The following is a 17,652-nucleotide window of genomic DNA, read 5'->3' as shown; positions in this document are numbered from 1 at the left end:
GATGAAGAATTTTTCTGAGCTGAAAACCAAGCTGCTGGAAATCCATGAAAAAGATAAAAAGCAGACCATCACCGCCCTGATCACCGCAGAAGTATTGGCTGTACTGGTGTTTGGACTTATCGGCTACAGCATCTTTGCGGGCAGAAGTACTGAAACACCTGCTGCTGTTCTTTTTATACTGCTGTTCATGCCCGTGGGAGTGCTGATCCCATATCTTTTTATGTTTGCACAGATCAGAAAACGGCCGGAAAAAATTAATGACTTTGTGAGCCGTCTGGAAAGAGGTGAATCAGTAAATAACGTGGACACCTATACGGACTATAAACTCATTTTGCCGCTGCGGATCATCAGGGTACGCCTGTTTCCTATGGAATATGCGTATGTACAACTCGGACAAAGCCGGTCTTTTTTCAAGCTGCCTTTATCTGCTGAAAATGTGCAACCATTTAAAGCGCTTATCAGCCAGCCATTTTCAGGCGGGGTGGTAAGCAGCATCGGTGGCACTGCTGCACATTGGTCTTCTAACTGATAACAATTTTGTGATGAAAACACTGGAAGAATTTAATGCCTTCCTGGATCGGCAACTCAATGATGAACTGGAGTCGCTGGAAAAACAACGTATTGCCGGCCGTAACTGGGTACGCCGGATGTGGGTGGTGTCCCTGGTACCGTTTGCTGCCTTTGTTTTCTTTATCGTGCGTTTTTCCCTGCAGCCCGCTTCGGGAAATGAAGGGAACAGGACCGTCGTTATTGCCGGCCTGGTACTGCTTGTAACGCTGACAGGCTATGCAATGCGCCGTTTTATGATGAAACAGGGAGGCGTAAACGAAGCAACAGATTACCGGCACGATTTTAAGCAACGGATTGTAAAACCATTAATCAGCTTCATCCATCCGGATTATCAATACCAGCCCCTTAATCATGCCAGCTATGAAGAATTTACAGAAAGCGGGCTGTTTGAAAAGAAAGCATACCAGATGACGGGTAATGACCAGGTGTATGGTAAACTTGGGGAGATGAATTTTCAGTTCTGCGACCTCACGGTGATGCATATGCCATTGGTAACCGTACGCGGACAGGGACCCGACACCGTTTTCTGTGGCAGCTATTTTATCGGCCAGTTTCCCCGGTACTTCAGTACGCCTGTGTATGTGCTGTCACGCAATAACAGCGCGGCCGGCGAGGGATACATTCAAACCTGGCATCTTGGAAAGAAGGTATTGCCGGCTGATGCCGCTTTTAATAAATTATTTATGGTGTACGCTCCTGATGAGGTGGCAGCGCAGCAGCTGCTTACTCCGGCGCTGATGGAGAGGATGGTGGCATTGCACGAACGCACCGGGGCGAGATTGTTTATTTCTTTTTATAATAACCGGGTTTACATCGGCATCGATCATGGAACCGATTATTTTGAAACCACTTTGAACAAGTCGTTACATAACCGGCAGCTGCTGAATAACTTTTTCCTGGATTTCATGTCAATGTTACAATTGGCGGAAGACCTGAAAAGCAATCTGCCTATCTGGACTTCCCGCGCATTTTCTCCGTCATAAAAAAACCGGATGAGTATGCCAGGTAATTTTTTTTCCGGAGATTTAAAGACCGCACGTTCCTATTTAATTGGTAGACATCCTCCCTATATCCGCTGTTATTTTTTAATGATTACTTATATTATAAAAAAGATAAATAATATTGTTTGATTTTTGACACCCTTTGGAACCCTTTGCTGTAGCGCGTTTTATGGCTTTTATGAATCGCGGGGGATAAGATATATATCCGGTGGTGGTGGGCTTAAAAAAAGACTGCATTTTTTTCCGGAATGAATTCTACGTATATGTTTTCGCTGTATCTTTACTTTGCTTCCAAAAGAGGCAACCCGGAAAATTGTAATTGTTAACTGAATTCTGAAAAACCTGGAATCATCCAAATGACCCTGTCAACCTTGACCATATTCGGCCCTGCATTGCAATCTGCTATCAGAATTGCAACGGCCATTGCAAAGGAGTATCATCATCCGCAGTTTACACCTGCGCACTTACTGCGCGCCTGTTTGCATAAGGAAACAGGTCTCGCCCCTGCATTGCATCAAATGGATATCGATGTATACTACCTGGAAGAATGGGCAGAAGTCCGGCTGGATGAGATGCCCAGGGCATCGCGTATTCCCGATGAACCGGAACCGGATGAAGCTGCGGCAGCAGTATTGAATGAAGCCATCAGTATAGCACAGGATAGCGACAGTGAACCGGATGCATGGAGCCTGCTTATTGCTTTATGCACGCCGGGTGTAGGTTTTTCCTATGAACAACTCAAAACATTTCCATTCACCCGCGACCAGCTCCTGGGCGCCGGCAAAAAAGGAAAAGAAACCAGTACCAATACCACAGTGCCCGGCGGTATTAAGCCCGGCGCATTGAAATATGTATACCGTATTACCGATCCGCAACTGCTGAAAACCTTTCACCCGGTGATTGGCCGCGACGGGGAAATCAGGGCAGTAACGGAAGTGCTTACACGTAAAGACCGCGCCAGCGTACTGATTATTGGTGAGGGAGGTGTAGGGAAAACAGCGCTGGCAGAAGGATTGGCCCGCGCCATTGTGCAGAAGCAGGTACCACTGCAATTGCAGGCATCCGATATTTATGCGCTGGACTACGGTGCATTTATAGCAGGCGCCGCCTATAAAAGTGAACTGGAAGACCGTCTGCTCCAGATCATTCAGCAACTTAAACAAACAGGGAGGCACATCCTTTTTATAGATAATCTTCATAGCCTGCTCGATAAACAAACCGGTACAGGCATGGCCAATGTGCTGAAAGCCGCATTGGGTAAAGGGGAGATCATCCTTATCGGAACTACCACACCGGAAGGTTTCCGTAAACTCATTGAGCCGGATGCTATCCTTCGGCACCGTTTTGAAACGATCAACCTGGCAGCGCCCGACGAAGCACTGGCCGGAAAAATGGTAAGTGCTGTGGTGCCGGTGTATGAAAACTTTTACCAGCTCACCGTCTCACCCGAAGGGATAAACGAAGCCATCCGTTTGTCGAAACGTTACCTGAAGGAAAGAAGCCTCCCGGATAGCGCCGTGAACCTGCTGGACCGCACCATGGCCGCGGTAAGGGCAACGGAAGACACCAGCCAGCCGCTGTTACAAACTTTACAACAGGAATTTGCTGATCTTAATAGTAAGGAATCCTTACAGATAGCGGATCTTCATTGGTTTTACCGGCAAATGAAAGAAAGGCTGGGCGTATTACTATCATCCCGTTTACATACGGAAACCGATCCTGATAAGATTACGTCTGTGCCGGAACTGCAATCCTCCTTGCAGCAATTGCTGGAGCAACTGGAAACAATCGCTTCTTCCCGGCAGGAAGCGGTAACACCGGTGGATCTGGCTACCATGATTGCGGCCATTACAGGTATTCCCCTGGGAAAGGTGCAATCGCAGGAAAGGGAACGGCTGATCAACATGGAGGCGCAACTGCGCAAGCGGGTGGTAGGGCAGGACCATGCCCTCAAAGCCGTAGCAGATGCGATACTGGAATCCCGTTCAGGCCTGAGCCGCCCGGGACAACCAATTGGTTCCTTCTTTTTCCTGGGACCAACGGGAACAGGTAAAACAGAACTGGCAAAATCACTGGCGGATTTTCTCTTCCAGGACGAACGCTCCATGATCCGCTTCGATATGTCGGAATTCAAAGAGGAACATGCTGCCGCACTTTTATACGGCGCCCCTCCCGGATACGTGGGATACGAGGAAGGTGGACTGCTGGTGAATAAAATACGGCAACAACCCTACGCCGTAGTATTATTCGATGAAATAGAAAAAGCACATCCCTCTGTATTTGATATTTTTCTGCAGATCATGGATGAAGGGAAACTGCACGACAGGCTGGGGAAAACAGGCGACTTTTCCAATGCACTGGTGTTGTTTACTTCCAACATAGGCAGCGAAGCCATATCGCGGTCCTTCCAGGAAGGCGTGATTCCCGCTTCCCAACAATTGATGGAGCTAATGGCCCGTCACTTCCGGCCTGAGTTCCTGGGAAGACTTACCGAGATCGTTCCCTTCGGGCCTATTCAATCAGCCAACGTAGAAAAGATCTTCGATATTCATTTGCAACATTTACTGCAACTGCTGGAGCAGCAGCACATCAGTTTTACCGTAACAACAGCTGCCCGCAGGCACCTGGCGCTGATGGGATATTCTCCCCAGTATGGCGCACGGCCGCTGCGGGAGGTGATACGGGGACAACTACGGAAGCCCTTGTCGAGAATGATTATCGACGGCAGCCTCCGGAAAGATATGACGGTAACACTGGATATAAAAAATGATCAGTTAGACTGGACAATAATTTGATGATTGTCAGATTCCCAAAATTCTAAATTTATCTCAAATGAATGACAACTACGGAATTGGCGGCACAGAAGTGAAGCTGGACGCCAACGAAGCCATCGCGGAAATCTCGCATAACCGTACCTTGTTTGCTGAAAAGTTAACCCAGCAGGCGCCTGTTAAACCCGAAATAGTGGAAGGGCTTACTTCCGTAGAAAGTGTGTTTGAACACTTCAAGCCGGCAGTGAATGTAAGTTTCCATGATGCAGAAGGCCGCCCTGTACCGGAAAAATTACAATTCCACCACCTGGGCGATTTCGGCGTAAAAGGTATCACGGCACAAAGCGCCTTTCTCAACGACCTGGCTACCGAAAAGGAGCAGTACCTGAAAATTATGAAGCAGCTGAAAACGAATAAGATCCTGAAGTCAGCCCTGGCGGATCCGGACGCCCGTAAAGCCATGCTGAACGCCATTCGTGGAATGATGAAAGACCTTAATACCAAATAATTAACCGTTGCCTATACGGGAACATAACCTCAATGATTATGGCAGAATTACAGAAAAACCAGGAACTGCAGAATGAGAACCTGTCTTCACAGCAATCTGAAGTAAACCTCGCCGGAAGTATTGAAGATCTGGCAAAATATGGTGGCTTCGACCTGCTGGAAGCAGCGGTGGAAGGTGCGCAAAACCTGAACCCCGATCGTAAGGCGCGCCGCAATATCTTTTTGACAGAAGCCGGCAAAAAAACAGAAAGAGATAAATTAAAGAAGATACTGTCGCTCTGGGAAAAAGTATTGTCCGAAACAAACGAACTGCCTGAAATGGTGGACTACTGTACTTCCCATGCAGAGCAAGCGGAAAAGGTGCTGTCCACTAATCTCGGGGAAGCAGTAGAGTCTACCCGTGAACTGGAACAGTCGTACCGCAATGTGGCACTCTTCTTCAAGAACACAGAGTCTGATAAAGTAAAGAATGTGTCGTTCATCAATGTGGAACTGGAGCAGCTCAAAGACCTGGATAACACCCGGTTCATTGACGCCATCAGCACAGAACTGGTGAATAACTACGATCGACTGGATCTTCGTACCAACTACAGCCTGCTGGTGATTCCCGGTTACCTGGGCTCCAATAAGGTGATAGAAAAATGGGCAAAGATCGCGCATGAAAACAAAGCCATGCTGGTAACCGATTTCGCGCATCTCGATGCACCGGATGATGTAATGGAGATGTTTGAACTGGCGAATCTGACCGGTGGGGAAATTCATCGTTCCAATGTAATCATGTCCTGCAACTGGCTGGTTGGCCGTGGAAAATTTGATGAAGTAGGAGAACAGGATCACTTGTATGTACCACCTTCCGGCGCACTGGCAGGTAAGATCTATAAAACCCTGATGTCGCAGGTTACCGCCGGTAAGAAATTCGGTGGTATGAACGAAGTAGACGGGGTGAAATTTGAACTGAAGAAAAGTGAAATCGCCAGCCTGGAAAAAATGGGACTGGTACCGATGGTGAAAGAATACGGAAAAGTAATGGCATTCAGTGCGAAAACACTGTTCAACGGGGATAACCTGGGCCTGCAAACTTATTCCGTAGTGCGTGTGTTCGACTTTGTTACCAAAGTGCTGATGGACTTCCTGAACCGCAGGGCCTTCGAGAACTTTAACGCCAACACCCGCAAGGACCTGATGAAACAGATCATCCGCTTCCTTGATGGGATCACCGGGCCGGACAAGCTGATCGAAGATTTTAATATCCGCCGTTTCGAGCAGGATCCGGTACAGAAAGACCGTATCCACCTGGATATTCATCTGAAGCCATATTTCCCTGCCAAAAACTTCCTGATCAAAATGGAGGGGCAAAGGGGCGATGATGCGGCAGATTGGGATACTACTTACGAACAGGATGGTAAATAGCCGTCAGCGGTCAGCTTTGGGGCTTAAATGCGTATGTGGGAGTAACCTTCCATCCCGGAGCTGATTGCTTTAACCCCGTATATAAAATATCATAAGCATTAAAGCCAATTGAAAAGATGAAACATGTGCTGTGCAGTTTGCTGCTTTGTTTGTTAATCACAGGCGCCTTGTCAACGGTAAGTGCCCAAACGGTCACAGATAGTATTCTGACCACCAAAGGGGCAGTGACGCTGATCACATCCGGTGCGCCTATCAGTACCTTTCAGATCGGCGACGGAAAAAACACCGACTACGATTACCGCATTGTGGATGGTAACATGGTTTTTCTGCGCCCGATAACTCCCACTCCCCGGCCTACCAACCTGATAGTGAGGGAAGGAGAAAACATTCATTACATGATTATTGCCTTCCGCGATAAAGTGGATCTGGCCCGCCTGAAATACACACTATCCGGTAAAGCCAAAACAACAGGCGCATTTACTACTCCGGAAGCAACACCGCAGGCGCCCCGCGCCGGCTATGGCGAAAGGGACGGGCAAATTTCCCTGGCAGAAGTTCCGGAAGAAACCGGACACCTGATCAGTGTTGATACGGTAACAGTAGGTAAAATAGCGGAGGACTTCGGGAAAGACCGTAAAGTAAACCGCCAGTATGAAGTGAAGGTGGAAGACGTGAGCGTAGGATATGCGCAGGCCATGACACTGAACAACATGAACTACTTTTGTTTCCGTATCCGCAATAAAGGAAAGGTACCTTTCGAAATAGTGAAGGCAAGCCTGTTGCACAAGGAAAAGAAAGATACCGCCCTGCTGCATGCGATGCCCATCCTTTATAAAAAAGGACCGGAAACCATCGCGCCAAAAGAAGAGGCCAACGAAGTATTTGTGGTTCCCTCCAAGCAATTCCGGAAAGAGGATGAAGTGATCATTGTGCTGCAAACAACCGAAGGAAAACAACAACTGGTATTGTATGTGCCGGTAACTGTATTCCCCCGGTACATGCTGGCGAAGCAATAGAGAAACCAAATGAAGAAACAGGTTGTTCTGATAGGAATACTGCTGATGCTGTTGCCGGGTTATACCACGGCGCAGCAGGTGGATTTCTGCGGGGAGGTGGTGCCAATGGAAAGGGATTTTGTTTCGTACCGCCTCATGGATGTTATTAAACGCAACCTACGCTATCAGGGCTATCTGCCGGCACTCCGGTTGAAGGCGGAGCAATATTTCCCGATAATAGAACCCATCCTGCAACAATACCAGGTGCCGCTGGATTTCAAATACCTGCCTATTGTGGAAAGCGGTTTAAGCAATGCTACCTCACCGGTGGGCGCACAAGGCGTGTGGCAGATAATGCCCGGCACTGCTGCTGAACTTGGACTAACTGTGAGCGGGGGCTACGATGAAAGGAATCATCTTATCAAGGCTACCCATGCGGCCTGTAAACTGATACGGCTGTTGCACCAGCAGCTGAACTCCTGGACATTGGCCGCAGCAGCCTATAACGCCGGTTCGGGTAACATCTCCCGGAACATAAAACGCCAGGGGAGCAGTGATTACTACCAGCTACTGCTGAATAACGAAACCGCCCAGTATATCTACAAGATCATCGCTATAAAACAGCTTTTTGAAAGCCCCGAATTATACCTGCCAGGTTTTGGATACAATGTGTTCAGTAAAAACTCCGCCAATGGTTCCGTTTTCTCTACTCCTGCACCGGTAAGCAAAGCGGGCGACAAAGATTTTAATTCCATCCGTATCTCTGTAGGTAAACAGCCGGTTAGCCGGCCGGCAATGATGATATATGCTGCGCGGCTGAAAATCAGCAACGCCTTTGAAGACGGCCAGTTGGTGAGCATTCAGTTGCTGGACGACCTGCAGGCAAATGGCGTGTATATCCGTAAAAATGCAAGCCTCTCCGGCAAAGGCTGGGTGGTGGGTAGCCGGATTTATGTGGACCTTGGTTTTGAGAATGCAGTGGTATTATACGCCGCAGATGGTAAAAAAGGAGTGCCTGCCGATTTGCTGAAAACCGGCGGAGATGTGCAGTTGCGTGGAAGAACCGATAACCGGAGCGCTATTTCTGCATTACCCGCACCGGTTGATGCACTTACATCAACACTTCATTAATAAACACGCGGAACGGGAACGTATTGCTGGATTTTTCTTCCAGTTGCAAAAGCAATTCCTCTTTCATGTATTGCAAATTGGCGGCGGGATAACGTTCGGTTTGATGGAGCAATGAAATACGGATATCCAGCGTACGGCTGTAACCCGCATTCATACCGGGTTGCAGGGCCATCCCCTTAACAACAGCGGCCGATTTCATTTCCTTTCCAAAAATAGTACGGCAAAGCGCTTTGATATCTTCGGGGGTAACCACACGGTTATGCGACAATAAATGGGACCGGTACAGGTTAATTTTCTCATCGATATTCAGCCTGTCTTTTCCTCCCTGGGTATTACTCAGCAGTGTGATGCTGTTGGGGCGGGTGTTGATACTACCATATTCCAGCATTCGCGTACCCATGCGGATATTATTAGCAGCGGTGCCGTTCGTTGAGTAAAATTCCAGGAAAATATATTCTGCATTTTCTTTGGGCTTTACCATCACATAAGGAATATTTCCTTTGTTGTTGCCGGGTTGCAGCTGTTCTTCCAGTGAGGCAATCAACTGATGCAGTTCCCTCATGCGGTTGGTAACAAAATCATTTTTTACTTCTTCGAATAAAGAGCTTTCGTCGCGGATTACTTCCACGAGATAAGCGATCACTTCTTTGGCTTCGCGGGTATCAAAACGCCCGATGCCACTGCTGCGGATCACCAGTTCGCCTTCCTGCATTTGTCCGGCTGTAGAGAAGTTACGTACATAGTAATCGGTTCCTTCGAGGTCGTAAACACGTTTGATATCAAAAAAGATATCCGGTGTTTGCAGGGGAATGATATTCAGATAACGATTCAGTTTCATAGACTGCTCGTTATTTTTTTTGTTGATAACCGGGAAGCAGTTAATGCTGCAATACAGGTCTTCCAGCAGTGTGTGATGCAGCGCTTCGGGAAACTCGATGCGCAACCAGTGTACTTCTTTATTTAAGCGGGCGGTATCTTGCCCGAAAATCCTGGTGAGGGCTTCCGGTGTGCGGGAAGCGAGGGGTGGCTGCGTATCCGTGATGGTAAGGAAGTGGCGGCGGAAACGTTGCAGGATATGCTGGCTATAACGGGAGTTGTTATTTACTGCTACCTGGATCATATTATCTCTTTCTTCTTCAGCTACAGTCCTGCTATGGTGATAGCCTCCTTTTATCATCAGCTCCCGGTTGCCGCTAAATACTTTTGCCAGCGGGAGATAATGATAAAACATTTCCTGCTGATGGATATTACGCAGGTCAAAGAAGAAGGACATACCTTCCCAGGAGTGCGGTACATCTTCGAGTGAAATGCCTATCCATAAATGATTCGGGGCCATATCAGGGAATGTTTGCCCCTGTAATATCTGCTCCTTGAACCAGTGATCGCGGGTTTCATACAGCTTGTTGCCAATAACCATGTATTGCACCTGTCCGCGGAACAGGCGGTGACTGGTCACCGGCGCAAAGAACAGGTCGCGGTTATGCATGCCTGATTTGGTATGATGATAAAACTGGTGATCGGCATGAATATCGGCTACCGGTTCTGTGGCAATGGCATGGAGAATGCCATAGGCCGGCTGGCTGCTGGTAATGGGTTCCGGCATCATGATCTGCGCCAGGCGTTCCACCAGCCGGGCGTGTGAAACATCCACTTCTCCTGAAATTTTCTCCAGCTCACTGGCGCATGCTTCCAGCAGCAGCTGCACTACCGGGTCAAACGAAGTTTCCACTTCAGCATCCGGGTATCCCCAGAGCCGTGCAGCTGTTTTCAGCATGCGGTCTTTTATTCTTTCTTTTTTTTCTTTCATGAGAGCGGTTAATAAACAAGTAATCAATCGTACGACAACGGGCTGATATAAAAGAAGCTGCTGTACTGAAACGGATGATTGTTTTTGGTAACGTTTCCTGAAACCGTCACCCGGATTTTCTTTTTCATTTTACGGGTAGATGGCAGCAACAATTCTTCCTGGTTTACAGCGGCCACTACCCTTATTTGGGAAATCCTTTTTTCATACCGGGTAATGGATGCTTTAACCGCATTTTCTATCTGCTCCTTTACTTCGTTATTGGAAGCTTTGATGTCAAAGTCGCTGTCCCACCACTGGCAGCCATATTGGGCATCATCCTTGTTTTCGCCCAATACGGTAGTGATGAGCAGGTGAATATGCTGCGCGATAGAGTCTTCCAGCGAAATGGCCGGCATGTCTTTTTTCTGCAGCAGCAGTGAAAAGTCGATGGGTAATTGATAATATTTTCCTTTCATGATATCAGCTTAAAATATGCCCAGCACTTTTTTGCGGTCGTACATGATGAGAATTTCCTTTACGCATCCTTTCTCGTCTTTTGCCAGGTTTACTCTTTCGATCTTGAATTTCTTCTTGCCATAGATCCGCTGACAGAAATGCGTGAAGTTATCCACATCGCTGGTATTGAGCACCACCCTTGCATTAAGATTATTGCAGAGGTATTGCGCAAAATCGGACGCCGTTTTTTGTTTCAGGGTCACCTGGGTGAGCATGTATTTAAATTCATCATCGGAGATGGTGGGTCGTGGCTCTTCTTTCTTTACCGGTACCTCCGGTGTTGGTGCAGGCAGTGGCGCCGGGTTAAAGGCCGGTTCCGGCTGCTCCTGGTGTTCGGGGGCCCTTGCAGGGAATACCGTGATATGTTTTAGCACCATATGGCTGCTGTCGCCGTTGATGATCAGCGACAGGGTTCTTTCACCGGGGGAAGAGAAGGTATATGTAACAGATGAACCGCCATGTGGTTCCGCATTATCCTGCAACAGCCGCCAGGTCCAGTTTTTGGCGGTTGGCGTGGAGTTGGTGAAGGTCACCGGCCTGCCTGCAAATGCTTCAGCGGGGCCATCAATAACGGGGAAGATATCGGGCTGACTGTTGGCTGCTGCCGGTGTGTTCATGATCACCAGTACTTCTTTCCGCCAGGTGCATTTGCCGGAAGTGAGTGTGATCATATAGCTGCCGGCCTTGTTGAAAGAGTGATATACCTGCCTGCCAGTGGCCCTGGCGCTGGAGTCGCCGAACTCCCAGGAATAGTCTGCGTTTTTTTTATCAGCGTTTTCGGCATTAAAAGTAATCACTTCTCCAACGGCGTATGCTTTACTGTTACTATTCTGAATATGACTGAGTTTTATATCTGTATTACTGCAATCTTCCCGGCCATCGAGTTGGAAAGCCAGCAGTATTATGCTTATGAGGAACAGGCCCAGGAAGGTCCACAGCACCATGGGGTCAACATGACTGGCAATTTTTCCAAAGGGTCTGAATGAATTTACCTTGCGTTCATTTTCGGGTTTACGGGGGGCCATCGGTTTTTCAGGTTTTTACAATTTTAGTGTTTTTTTTAGATAAATTGCCAAAGATAATGGCCGTAGAAAAAATTTTTTCCCGGTTCAAAATTTAAGCCGTAATATTCATAATAATAAAATCAAACCGCTATTTTTGTTACTGAGTTGTTAGCCCGGAACCATAGACGAAAGATAGTTATGCTAACAGTTTGCCGCTAATAGCAGAATCAGAGAAACCTAAATATAACCTCATGGTAAATAATGCGCAGAAGGCTGCCGTGCTGGAAGAAGTGATTGACCACGTCAATGCTTTACCATACGACATCAGAGCCGAAGTAGTGGTGGGGGAATTACTCGATAATCATGTGCGGGAAGAAGAAATAGTGGTGCAGTTGCAAAATGTATTTACCCGTTCTTTTGCAACAGATATTACCGGGGTGAAGCTGGACGACAGTCAGCCGTATCAGCCGTTTATTAGTTTTTCCCTTTCGCGCGATGGTATTTACGACCGGCTGCCGCAGGGCATGTTTCATGAATTCAAGCAGGAGCCCTCTTCCAGGCAGAATGCCGTTGCCGAAATGGTGGTGCGGTATAAAAGGCAGCAGCAACAGCAACAGCAGGCACGCCGCTTTTTTCAACCCCTGGAAAATGAGTTTTTCCTGCAACGTGTATACTTGGAACAACGGGAAAAGCACCTGTTGTTTGACGTATTCGGAAAGGACACAGACCAGTTATTTCATGAATTCTGGGAGTTGCCTCCCGGGCTTCCTGATGCTGCCGTGAACAGGTTAGTAAAACTGTTACCATATGTTCATCGGATAGCAGGCAATATGACCCTGGTGAAGCTTTGCCTGGAACAGGTACTGGAAGAAACGGTAACGATCACCTGGCAACGTCAGCCGCAAATGGTTAATACCGGAAGCAGTGTTCCCCTGGGCGAATGCATGCTTGGGGTAGACGCCATGGTAGGCACATCGTGTTATACGGACATGCCGGTGGTAACGGTGAGCATTGGCCCGGTAAAACGCCAACGGATATACGATTACCTGCCCTGGCAACCTTATGGCAAGCTGCTGGAAACCTGCTATGGATACCTGTTTCCTGCAGATGTGGAAATTAATACCTTGCTGGTGCCGTCTTCAGGAGAGAAAAAAGTAATCCTGTCTGACAAGCAACCTGAGCAGGGGCTGATGGGGTATAATTTTTTTCTCTGAAAAACAGCTGGCAGAAGCTTACATGGAATCATTTTTGCTATTAACGACCATCTGAAAAACTGAAATGTTAGTACCCAAACCCGAAAAACCTTGACATACCAACAGAACTATGAGATACACCGCTAAGTTTTATATCATGCTGGCCGGCGCCCTGGCAATAGGGTCCTTTATAGTGGCTCTGCTCAGCAGGTACATCAAAAATTTCAGTCTTTATAAAAAGAAAGCACTGCTGTATTTAGTGTGTATGACGCTGGTATTTGCTGTAATCAGTTCCATTCCCTTCCTGTTTACCCATCAGAACCTGATGAACCAATATCTTTTTTACGAAGTGTGGTTCCTGGGATTAGGCGTAGTGCATTGCCACTTTATGTATACCCGCTTTTGGGCCAATGAAACCACCCTGGTATCTGAACTGGCTTTCATACTGGCCATCTGGTTATTTGGCGGCGCCGGATTTGTACTGGTAAACCGGTTCCTGGACAAGGACACGTTTCTTTATTACCCGATGCTCACCAGCATGTTTTCCTTTGTACTGCCCACCTTTGTTTATAAAACTTTTGAAAAGATGATGGCCATTCCTGTGAAGGTGCACAAGTGGTGGCAGTATCCTATCTATAAAGAGGTACCGGAAGTGAATGAGGATGAAATGAAAGACCTGATTGTCATTGGACTGGAAATGGAAAAAGGTCCGCTTGACAACAGCCGTACTTATTTCCGGGCACGTACACCTATCAAGATGGATCTGGGCGACCTGTTCTATCATTTTATCAATGATTATAATGATCGCTATCCCAATACCCCGATTGATTTTGTGGATCACACCGGGCAGCCATATGGGTGGGTATTCCACCTGAAACCACGTTGGTTTGGCAGCGCTAAAACACTGGACCCCGACAAGGCCGTGTTTATGAATGGCATTAAAGAAAACAGTGTGATTATTTGCAACAGAATTATGTTATCGTAAAAGAGCAGAACTATGGCAGAACCGCTAAAGCATTTTCCCGTTAACTGGGTTGATGGTATGAAGATAAAAAAGCAGCATTTTATAGATACGGAAAATGCTTTGCTGGACCAGATCAGGGATGCATTGGCATGCGGTATCCATGCGCTTAACTATGGACTGTTGCCCCCCAAAGCAGAAAATAAGGAATCGCTGCGTTGCTGGTTTGTGACCGATAATCAGCAGTTGTGGCGGATCAAATTAACCGAATGCCGCGCGGTAACTCCCGGTGGTGGCCGTATTGAGATCCCTGAACATACCGTGCATTCGCTGAAGTATGCTACTACCTTCCCCGAAGCAACTTATACCTGGGACCCGCAACATACAGAAACTACTTATTACGTCATCATACAGGTAAATCCCTTTGACCGGCAGCCCAGCGGAGAGCCTTTGCTGGATGAAGATCCACCAAGATTGCCTTATGCCACACCGGAATATAGTTTATACGTGGCGCCGGCGTCGCAGCTGCCTTCCGGCCAGCTAGGCAGCTACCAGATGGTGCTGGGCCGCATCAGTGTGTCCGATGGCCGTCCGGAGATGGATGATGACTATATCCCTCCCTGCAGCATCGTCAGCGCACATCCTGCATTGATAGATCTCTTTCATGAACTGGACCAGTTCCTGGGGCAAATGGAATTATACGGCGTACACATCGTGCAAAAGATCTACGGCAGGAACCAGCAAAATGACCTGGCACTTGTCGTATTGTATATCACGGAGAGAATGGTGCAGTATCTCGGCACCAGGATCACGCAATTCCGGTGGTTAGGATTACAGCAACCACCGGCCCAGATGCTGGAAATTATTGCAGGCCTTGCCCGCACCATGAAAAACGCTATTGATCAGCGTGCCGGCGCAGGTAAAGAGGAGCTGCTGAACTACTTATCTGAGTGGTGCGAACTGCGACAGGGAGAACTTGAAACGCTCATGATCAACTGCGCCAACATCAAATATAAACACCTGGATGTAAGAGAGTGCCTGCAGCCCATGATTCCTTTTGTAAGGGCCGTGAATAAACTGTTTGAAAGCCTGAGCAGATTGGATTATATCGGACGCAAGCAGGACAGCAATATTTTCGTAAAAGAAGAATCACAGGAAGACGCGGAATACCTGCGAAAGCATAAAACCAAGCGCTGGTTCTTTACCGACTAGTATCATGCTGTTATGGCAGCAATATAACAGCCATTACCCAACGCTTCTGACGTTTGTGATGCGTACAAACCAGGTGCAATAACACTAAATGTTTCAACAGGAATTTATTCCGCTTAACTGATCATTCAACAAGATAATTTCCCTAAAAAAAACGATCCGCAATATGCAAGTATTAAACAGGCAGGAAAGAAATGTATCCTTTATTTGGTTCCTGTTATTTTTCATTATAACGGTCGCCTTATTTGTATTGGCTGTATTCTTTAATTACCAGGTACCTGCCAGGGAAAACGCATCCCTGCGGAAAGAATTGACTTCATTCAGGGAAGAGCAGGCGTTCCAATCAGAGTTCCTGCAAAAGCTGGATAAGGTAAAACATAACCTCGATTCTATTAACCTTCCTAACCAGAACGCCAATTACATGGATCAGGTGATTGCCGCATCCCTGGCGGATATGCGCAACTCAATTCCCAAAAATGCAGTGACGCATTACGGGCTGTATGATAATATTGTGCAGAACTGTTTGTCGTTGCAACAAACCAAACAGCAGCTCCGCGAACTGCAAAATGCACAACAAAATATTGCAGGTCTGAAAGAACAGGTCGCCGACCTGAATGCGAAACTGGAAAGCAAGAGCAGGGACCTTGATAACTGCCGGCAAATGATGTTGCTAAACAGCCGCGCTCACTAACTTTCAGAAGGGTATTAATCCGGTAAATATTGGAATAATAATTATTTGTTAGGACTCTTGACTATTAAAATTTTCATCCTATATTTGGTACTTATAATTCATAAATAAATACTAATTATTTTTTCTTTATTGTAACCTTAAAAATTAACCCAACATGTCATTCAAAGCCAAATTTGAAGCAGGCGGCAACGAGTACAATGTACAGCATGTCGCTTATGACCTCACACAAGAAGTAGATGCAACCGGTCGCCCTTCAGCCATCACCCGTGGCGGACGCATTAAGCTGACCGTTGAATCTACCGGAAAAACAGATCTCTTTGAGTGGATGGTAAACAACTTTGAAAGAAAAGATGGTACCATTACTTTTTACAAAAGAGACACTGATTCCAAACTGAAAACCCTGGAATTTAAAGAAGGGTATTTAGTAAAGTTTGAAGAGTCTTTTGACTACGAAAACAAAAATCCAATGGTAATTTCCTTTACCATTTCGGCCCGTGAAGTTAGCATGGGTAATGCAAAACATGTTAATGAGTGGGTATAAAAAACTCCTTACATTATGCAGAAAGGGCTGTTACCGGAAGGTAACAGCCCCTTTTTTTGTGTGTACAAAAGATCTTTTTATGAAAGATTAATCCATTCGCCTTGTTCAGGAATAATGGCGGACAGCTGTTCGGCAGCAACAGCCGCTCTCAACGCTTCCCTGCTGAGAAAACAGTGATTTATAGCGCCCATGTGCACTGCTACTACCTTGGGCTGCGAAGCGTGCCGGATGGTCTTAATCACGTCTGCTGCGGTCATGGTGATGGGATCTCCCTGCAGGAATTGTGCAGCGCCTGCATTCACCACCACATAATCCGGGCGGAAAGTATCCAGCGCAGCTGTTACTTCTTCACACCAGATAGTATCGCCGGCGATGTATAATGTAGTGTTCCCTTCTTTCAGCACAAAGCCGGAAACAGGCGCCATCATTTTGCCTATTTCGCCGGTGCCATGTTGTCCACCAGTACGTGTAATGACTATATTTTCCCAGGTAACCGACGTAACAACAGGAATCACCTGTGTAAATGCCTGTTCCCTGATAGTGGCTTCATCTTCCGGCTGACAAAATAAAGGAATGCTTTTAGGCAGTATGGCCTGTGCAGTTACATCCCAGTGGTCGCGGTGCAGGTGGGTGACGAGAATGGCATCCAGGGACGACAGCAACTGCTTTAAATCGTCGTCGTTAAGCGGAAGATCGGTCATGGGATTCCGGATGCTGTTGGCTGCGTTGGGAACGGGGTCCAGGCTGTCTTTAACGCCGAGCATGGGATCAACCAGTATGTTCTTATTATTCCATTCTATGAGCAATGTGGCATTGCGTAAATAATGTATGCGCATGGTTAAATTTTTTATAGCATGGCATAAAGTTATCAATTAATTGATGGCCCACCATATCCATAAAATATAAACAGGTTGAAATAATAATCGGCTCCAGATGTACCAGGGTTTGGAGGGTAATCCGCCAGGCGCCGGCAGGTTCAGCACCGCTACGCGGATATTGGCAGGAAACATAGCCACCAGGAGTATCATTAATCCCCATCCCGCATAATACTGTGTGGCAGAAAACAGCAAACCCGCTCCCAGTAATACTTCCAGCGCCCCGGTAAACAACACCATGAATAAAGGATATGGGATCATTCCTTCAATCATATAGGTAAGTTTGCGCGGCTTCATCAAATGTGTAACCCCTATTAGGAGAAACATAACGGCAGCGGATATACGGGCATCTGCAGGGAGTTGTTGTAAAAGAGGGATCTGGAAGATATAGCCAATCGCCAGTAGTAAGAGGGCAATACTGCATAAGCCGGAAAAGAAAGCCATTTGTATATTTTTTAGGACTCAAAGATCCACATCTTCCGGAGGAATAA

At 47.1% G+C, this 17,652-nt stretch carries 17 protein-coding genes; 12 read left to right on the top strand and 5 right to left on the bottom strand.

Features of this window, described 5'->3' with window-relative positions:
• The first annotated feature begins 1 nt into the window (after position 1).
• The 7 genes from ACLHR0_RS00885 to ACLHR0_RS00855 all read left to right on the top strand — a co-directional run bounded on the left by ACLHR0_RS00885 (position 2) and on the right by ACLHR0_RS00855 (position 8,385).
• Positions 2-529 (top strand): hypothetical protein, encoded by a 528-nt coding sequence (locus ACLHR0_RS00885; RefSeq protein WP_436484270.1) that lies wholly within the window; start codon positions 2-4, stop codon positions 527-529.
• A 13-nt stretch (positions 530-542) separates the two neighbouring features.
• Positions 543-1,553: a DUF3137 domain-containing protein gene (locus ACLHR0_RS00880; protein WP_436484269.1), complete on the top strand. Its 1,011-nt coding sequence runs from the start codon at positions 543-545 to the stop codon at positions 1,551-1,553.
• 374 nt (positions 1,554-1,927) lie between these two features.
• Positions 1,928-4,366: an AAA family ATPase gene (locus tag ACLHR0_RS00875; RefSeq protein WP_436484268.1), complete on the top strand. Its 2,439-nt coding sequence runs from the start codon at positions 1,928-1,930 to the stop codon at positions 4,364-4,366.
• A gap of 37 nt (positions 4,367-4,403) precedes the next feature.
• Positions 4,404-4,850: a hypothetical protein gene (locus ACLHR0_RS00870; RefSeq protein WP_079468781.1), complete on the top strand. Its 447-nt coding sequence runs from the start codon at positions 4,404-4,406 to the stop codon at positions 4,848-4,850.
• Between the two features lie 38 nt (positions 4,851-4,888).
• A complete protein-coding gene (locus tag ACLHR0_RS00865) occupies positions 4,889-6,259 on the top strand; it encodes a DUF5458 family protein (protein ID WP_370913510.1) in 1,371 nt (456 codons plus the stop codon).
• A gap of 116 nt (positions 6,260-6,375) precedes the next feature.
• Complete coding sequence (locus ACLHR0_RS00860) at positions 6,376-7,275, top strand: hypothetical protein (protein ID WP_429045747.1); 900 nt, start codon at positions 6,376-6,378, stop codon at positions 7,273-7,275.
• Positions 7,276-7,284: 9 nt separating this feature from the next.
• A complete protein-coding gene (locus ACLHR0_RS00855) occupies positions 7,285-8,385 on the top strand; it encodes a transglycosylase SLT domain-containing protein (protein WP_429045749.1) in 1,101 nt (366 codons plus the stop codon).
• Here the strand turns inward: ACLHR0_RS00855 and ACLHR0_RS00850 are convergent.
• Genes ACLHR0_RS00850 through ACLHR0_RS00840 form a run of 3 tightly spaced genes read right to left on the bottom strand, consistent with a single transcriptional unit; the run spans position 8,366 to position 11,712 of the window.
• Entirely contained in the window at positions 8,366-10,192 is a 1,827-nt protein-coding gene (locus tag ACLHR0_RS00850) for a hypothetical protein (protein ID WP_436484267.1), read from the bottom strand. The two genes, ACLHR0_RS00855 and ACLHR0_RS00850, sit on opposite strands and share 20 nt — an antisense overlap.
• Positions 10,193-10,215: 23 nt before the next feature.
• The gene (locus ACLHR0_RS00845; RefSeq protein ID WP_370913506.1) at positions 10,216-10,647 is read right to left on the bottom strand and encodes a GPW/gp25 family protein; all 432 of its coding nucleotides are present in this window, start codon (positions 10,645-10,647) and stop codon (positions 10,216-10,218) included.
• Positions 10,648-10,656: 9 nt separating this feature from the next.
• A complete protein-coding gene (locus ACLHR0_RS00840; RefSeq protein ID WP_436484266.1) occupies positions 10,657-11,712 on the bottom strand; it encodes a PKD domain-containing protein in 1,056 nt (351 codons plus the stop codon).
• A 230-nt stretch (positions 11,713-11,942) separates the two neighbouring features.
• On the opposite strand from ACLHR0_RS00840, the gene ACLHR0_RS00835 reads away from it, so the two are divergent.
• The 5 genes from ACLHR0_RS00835 to tssD all read left to right on the top strand — a co-directional run bounded on the left by ACLHR0_RS00835 (position 11,943) and on the right by tssD (position 16,286).
• Entirely contained in the window at positions 11,943-12,905 is a 963-nt protein-coding gene (locus tag ACLHR0_RS00835) for a type VI secretion system baseplate subunit TssG (protein WP_436484265.1), read from the top strand.
• Between the two features lie 109 nt (positions 12,906-13,014).
• Positions 13,015-13,869 (top strand): TssN family type VI secretion system protein, encoded by an 855-nt coding sequence (locus tag ACLHR0_RS00830; protein ID WP_370913503.1) that lies wholly within the window; start codon positions 13,015-13,017, stop codon positions 13,867-13,869.
• A 12-nt stretch (positions 13,870-13,881) separates the two neighbouring features.
• Entirely contained in the window at positions 13,882-15,057 is a 1,176-nt protein-coding gene (locus tag ACLHR0_RS00825) for a hypothetical protein (RefSeq protein WP_370913502.1), read from the top strand.
• Between the two features lie 163 nt (positions 15,058-15,220).
• Positions 15,221-15,745, top strand: a complete 525-nt coding sequence (gene tssO, locus ACLHR0_RS00820) for a type VI secretion system TssO (RefSeq protein ID WP_079468772.1) — start codon at positions 15,221-15,223, stop codon at positions 15,743-15,745.
• A 154-nt stretch (positions 15,746-15,899) separates the two neighbouring features.
• Positions 15,900-16,286, top strand: a complete 387-nt coding sequence (gene tssD, locus ACLHR0_RS00815) for a type VI secretion system tube protein TssD (RefSeq protein WP_079468771.1) — start codon at positions 15,900-15,902, stop codon at positions 16,284-16,286.
• Between the two features lie 77 nt (positions 16,287-16,363).
• Here the strand turns inward: tssD and ACLHR0_RS00810 are convergent, their stop codons facing one another.
• The gene (locus tag ACLHR0_RS00810) at positions 16,364-17,122 is read right to left on the bottom strand and encodes an MBL fold metallo-hydrolase (RefSeq protein ID WP_436484264.1); all 759 of its coding nucleotides are present in this window, start codon (positions 17,120-17,122) and stop codon (positions 16,364-16,366) included.
• Positions 17,123-17,158: 36 nt separating this feature from the next.
• Positions 17,159-17,605, bottom strand: a complete 447-nt coding sequence (locus ACLHR0_RS00805; RefSeq protein ID WP_436484263.1) for a DoxX family protein — start codon at positions 17,603-17,605, stop codon at positions 17,159-17,161.
• Positions 17,606-17,652: the final 47 nt, after the last annotated feature.

Origin of the sequence: Chitinophaga sp. ARDCPP14 (genome assembly GCF_051362515.1) — a bacterium.
GTDB lineage: Bacteria > Bacteroidota > Bacteroidia > Chitinophagales > Chitinophagaceae > Chitinophaga.
Note: the sequence above shows the minus strand (reverse complement) of the source record. Positions and strands in the feature narration are given on the sequence as shown.

Coding starts and splice junctions, on each gene's coding strand:
- ACLHR0_RS00840 (WP_436484266.1), bottom strand. CDS start 11,712: ATGGCCCCCCGTAAACCCGAAAATGAACGCAAGGTAAATTCATTCAGA.
- ACLHR0_RS00835 (WP_436484265.1), top strand. CDS start 11,943: ATGGTAAATAATGCGCAGAAGGCTGCCGTGCTGGAAGAAGTGATTGAC.
- ACLHR0_RS00860 (WP_429045747.1), top strand. CDS start 6,376: ATGAAACATGTGCTGTGCAGTTTGCTGCTTTGTTTGTTAATCACAGGC.
- tssO (WP_079468772.1), top strand. CDS start 15,221: ATGCAAGTATTAAACAGGCAGGAAAGAAATGTATCCTTTATTTGGTTC.
- ACLHR0_RS00880 (WP_436484269.1), top strand. CDS start 543: ATGAAAACACTGGAAGAATTTAATGCCTTCCTGGATCGGCAACTCAAT.
- ACLHR0_RS00865 (WP_370913510.1), top strand. CDS start 4,889: ATGGCAGAATTACAGAAAAACCAGGAACTGCAGAATGAGAACCTGTCT.
- ACLHR0_RS00875 (WP_436484268.1), top strand. CDS start 1,928: ATGACCCTGTCAACCTTGACCATATTCGGCCCTGCATTGCAATCTGCT.
- ACLHR0_RS00830 (WP_370913503.1), top strand. CDS start 13,015: ATGAGATACACCGCTAAGTTTTATATCATGCTGGCCGGCGCCCTGGCA.
- ACLHR0_RS00805 (WP_436484263.1), bottom strand. CDS start 17,605: ATGGCTTTCTTTTCCGGCTTATGCAGTATTGCCCTCTTACTACTGGCG.
- tssD (WP_079468771.1), top strand. CDS start 15,900: ATGTCATTCAAAGCCAAATTTGAAGCAGGCGGCAACGAGTACAATGTA.
- ACLHR0_RS00855 (WP_429045749.1), top strand. CDS start 7,285: ATGAAGAAACAGGTTGTTCTGATAGGAATACTGCTGATGCTGTTGCCG.
- ACLHR0_RS00885 (WP_436484270.1), top strand. CDS start 2: ATGAAGAATTTTTCTGAGCTGAAAACCAAGCTGCTGGAAATCCATGAA.
- ACLHR0_RS00845 (WP_370913506.1), bottom strand. CDS start 10,647: ATGAAAGGAAAATATTATCAATTACCCATCGACTTTTCACTGCTGCTG.
- ACLHR0_RS00810 (WP_436484264.1), bottom strand. CDS start 17,122: ATGCGCATACATTATTTACGCAATGCCACATTGCTCATAGAATGGAAT.
- ACLHR0_RS00850 (WP_436484267.1), bottom strand. CDS start 10,192: ATGAAAGAAAAAAAAGAAAGAATAAAAGACCGCATGCTGAAAACAGCT.
- ACLHR0_RS00870 (WP_079468781.1), top strand. CDS start 4,404: ATGAATGACAACTACGGAATTGGCGGCACAGAAGTGAAGCTGGACGCC.
- ACLHR0_RS00825 (WP_370913502.1), top strand. CDS start 13,882: ATGGCAGAACCGCTAAAGCATTTTCCCGTTAACTGGGTTGATGGTATG.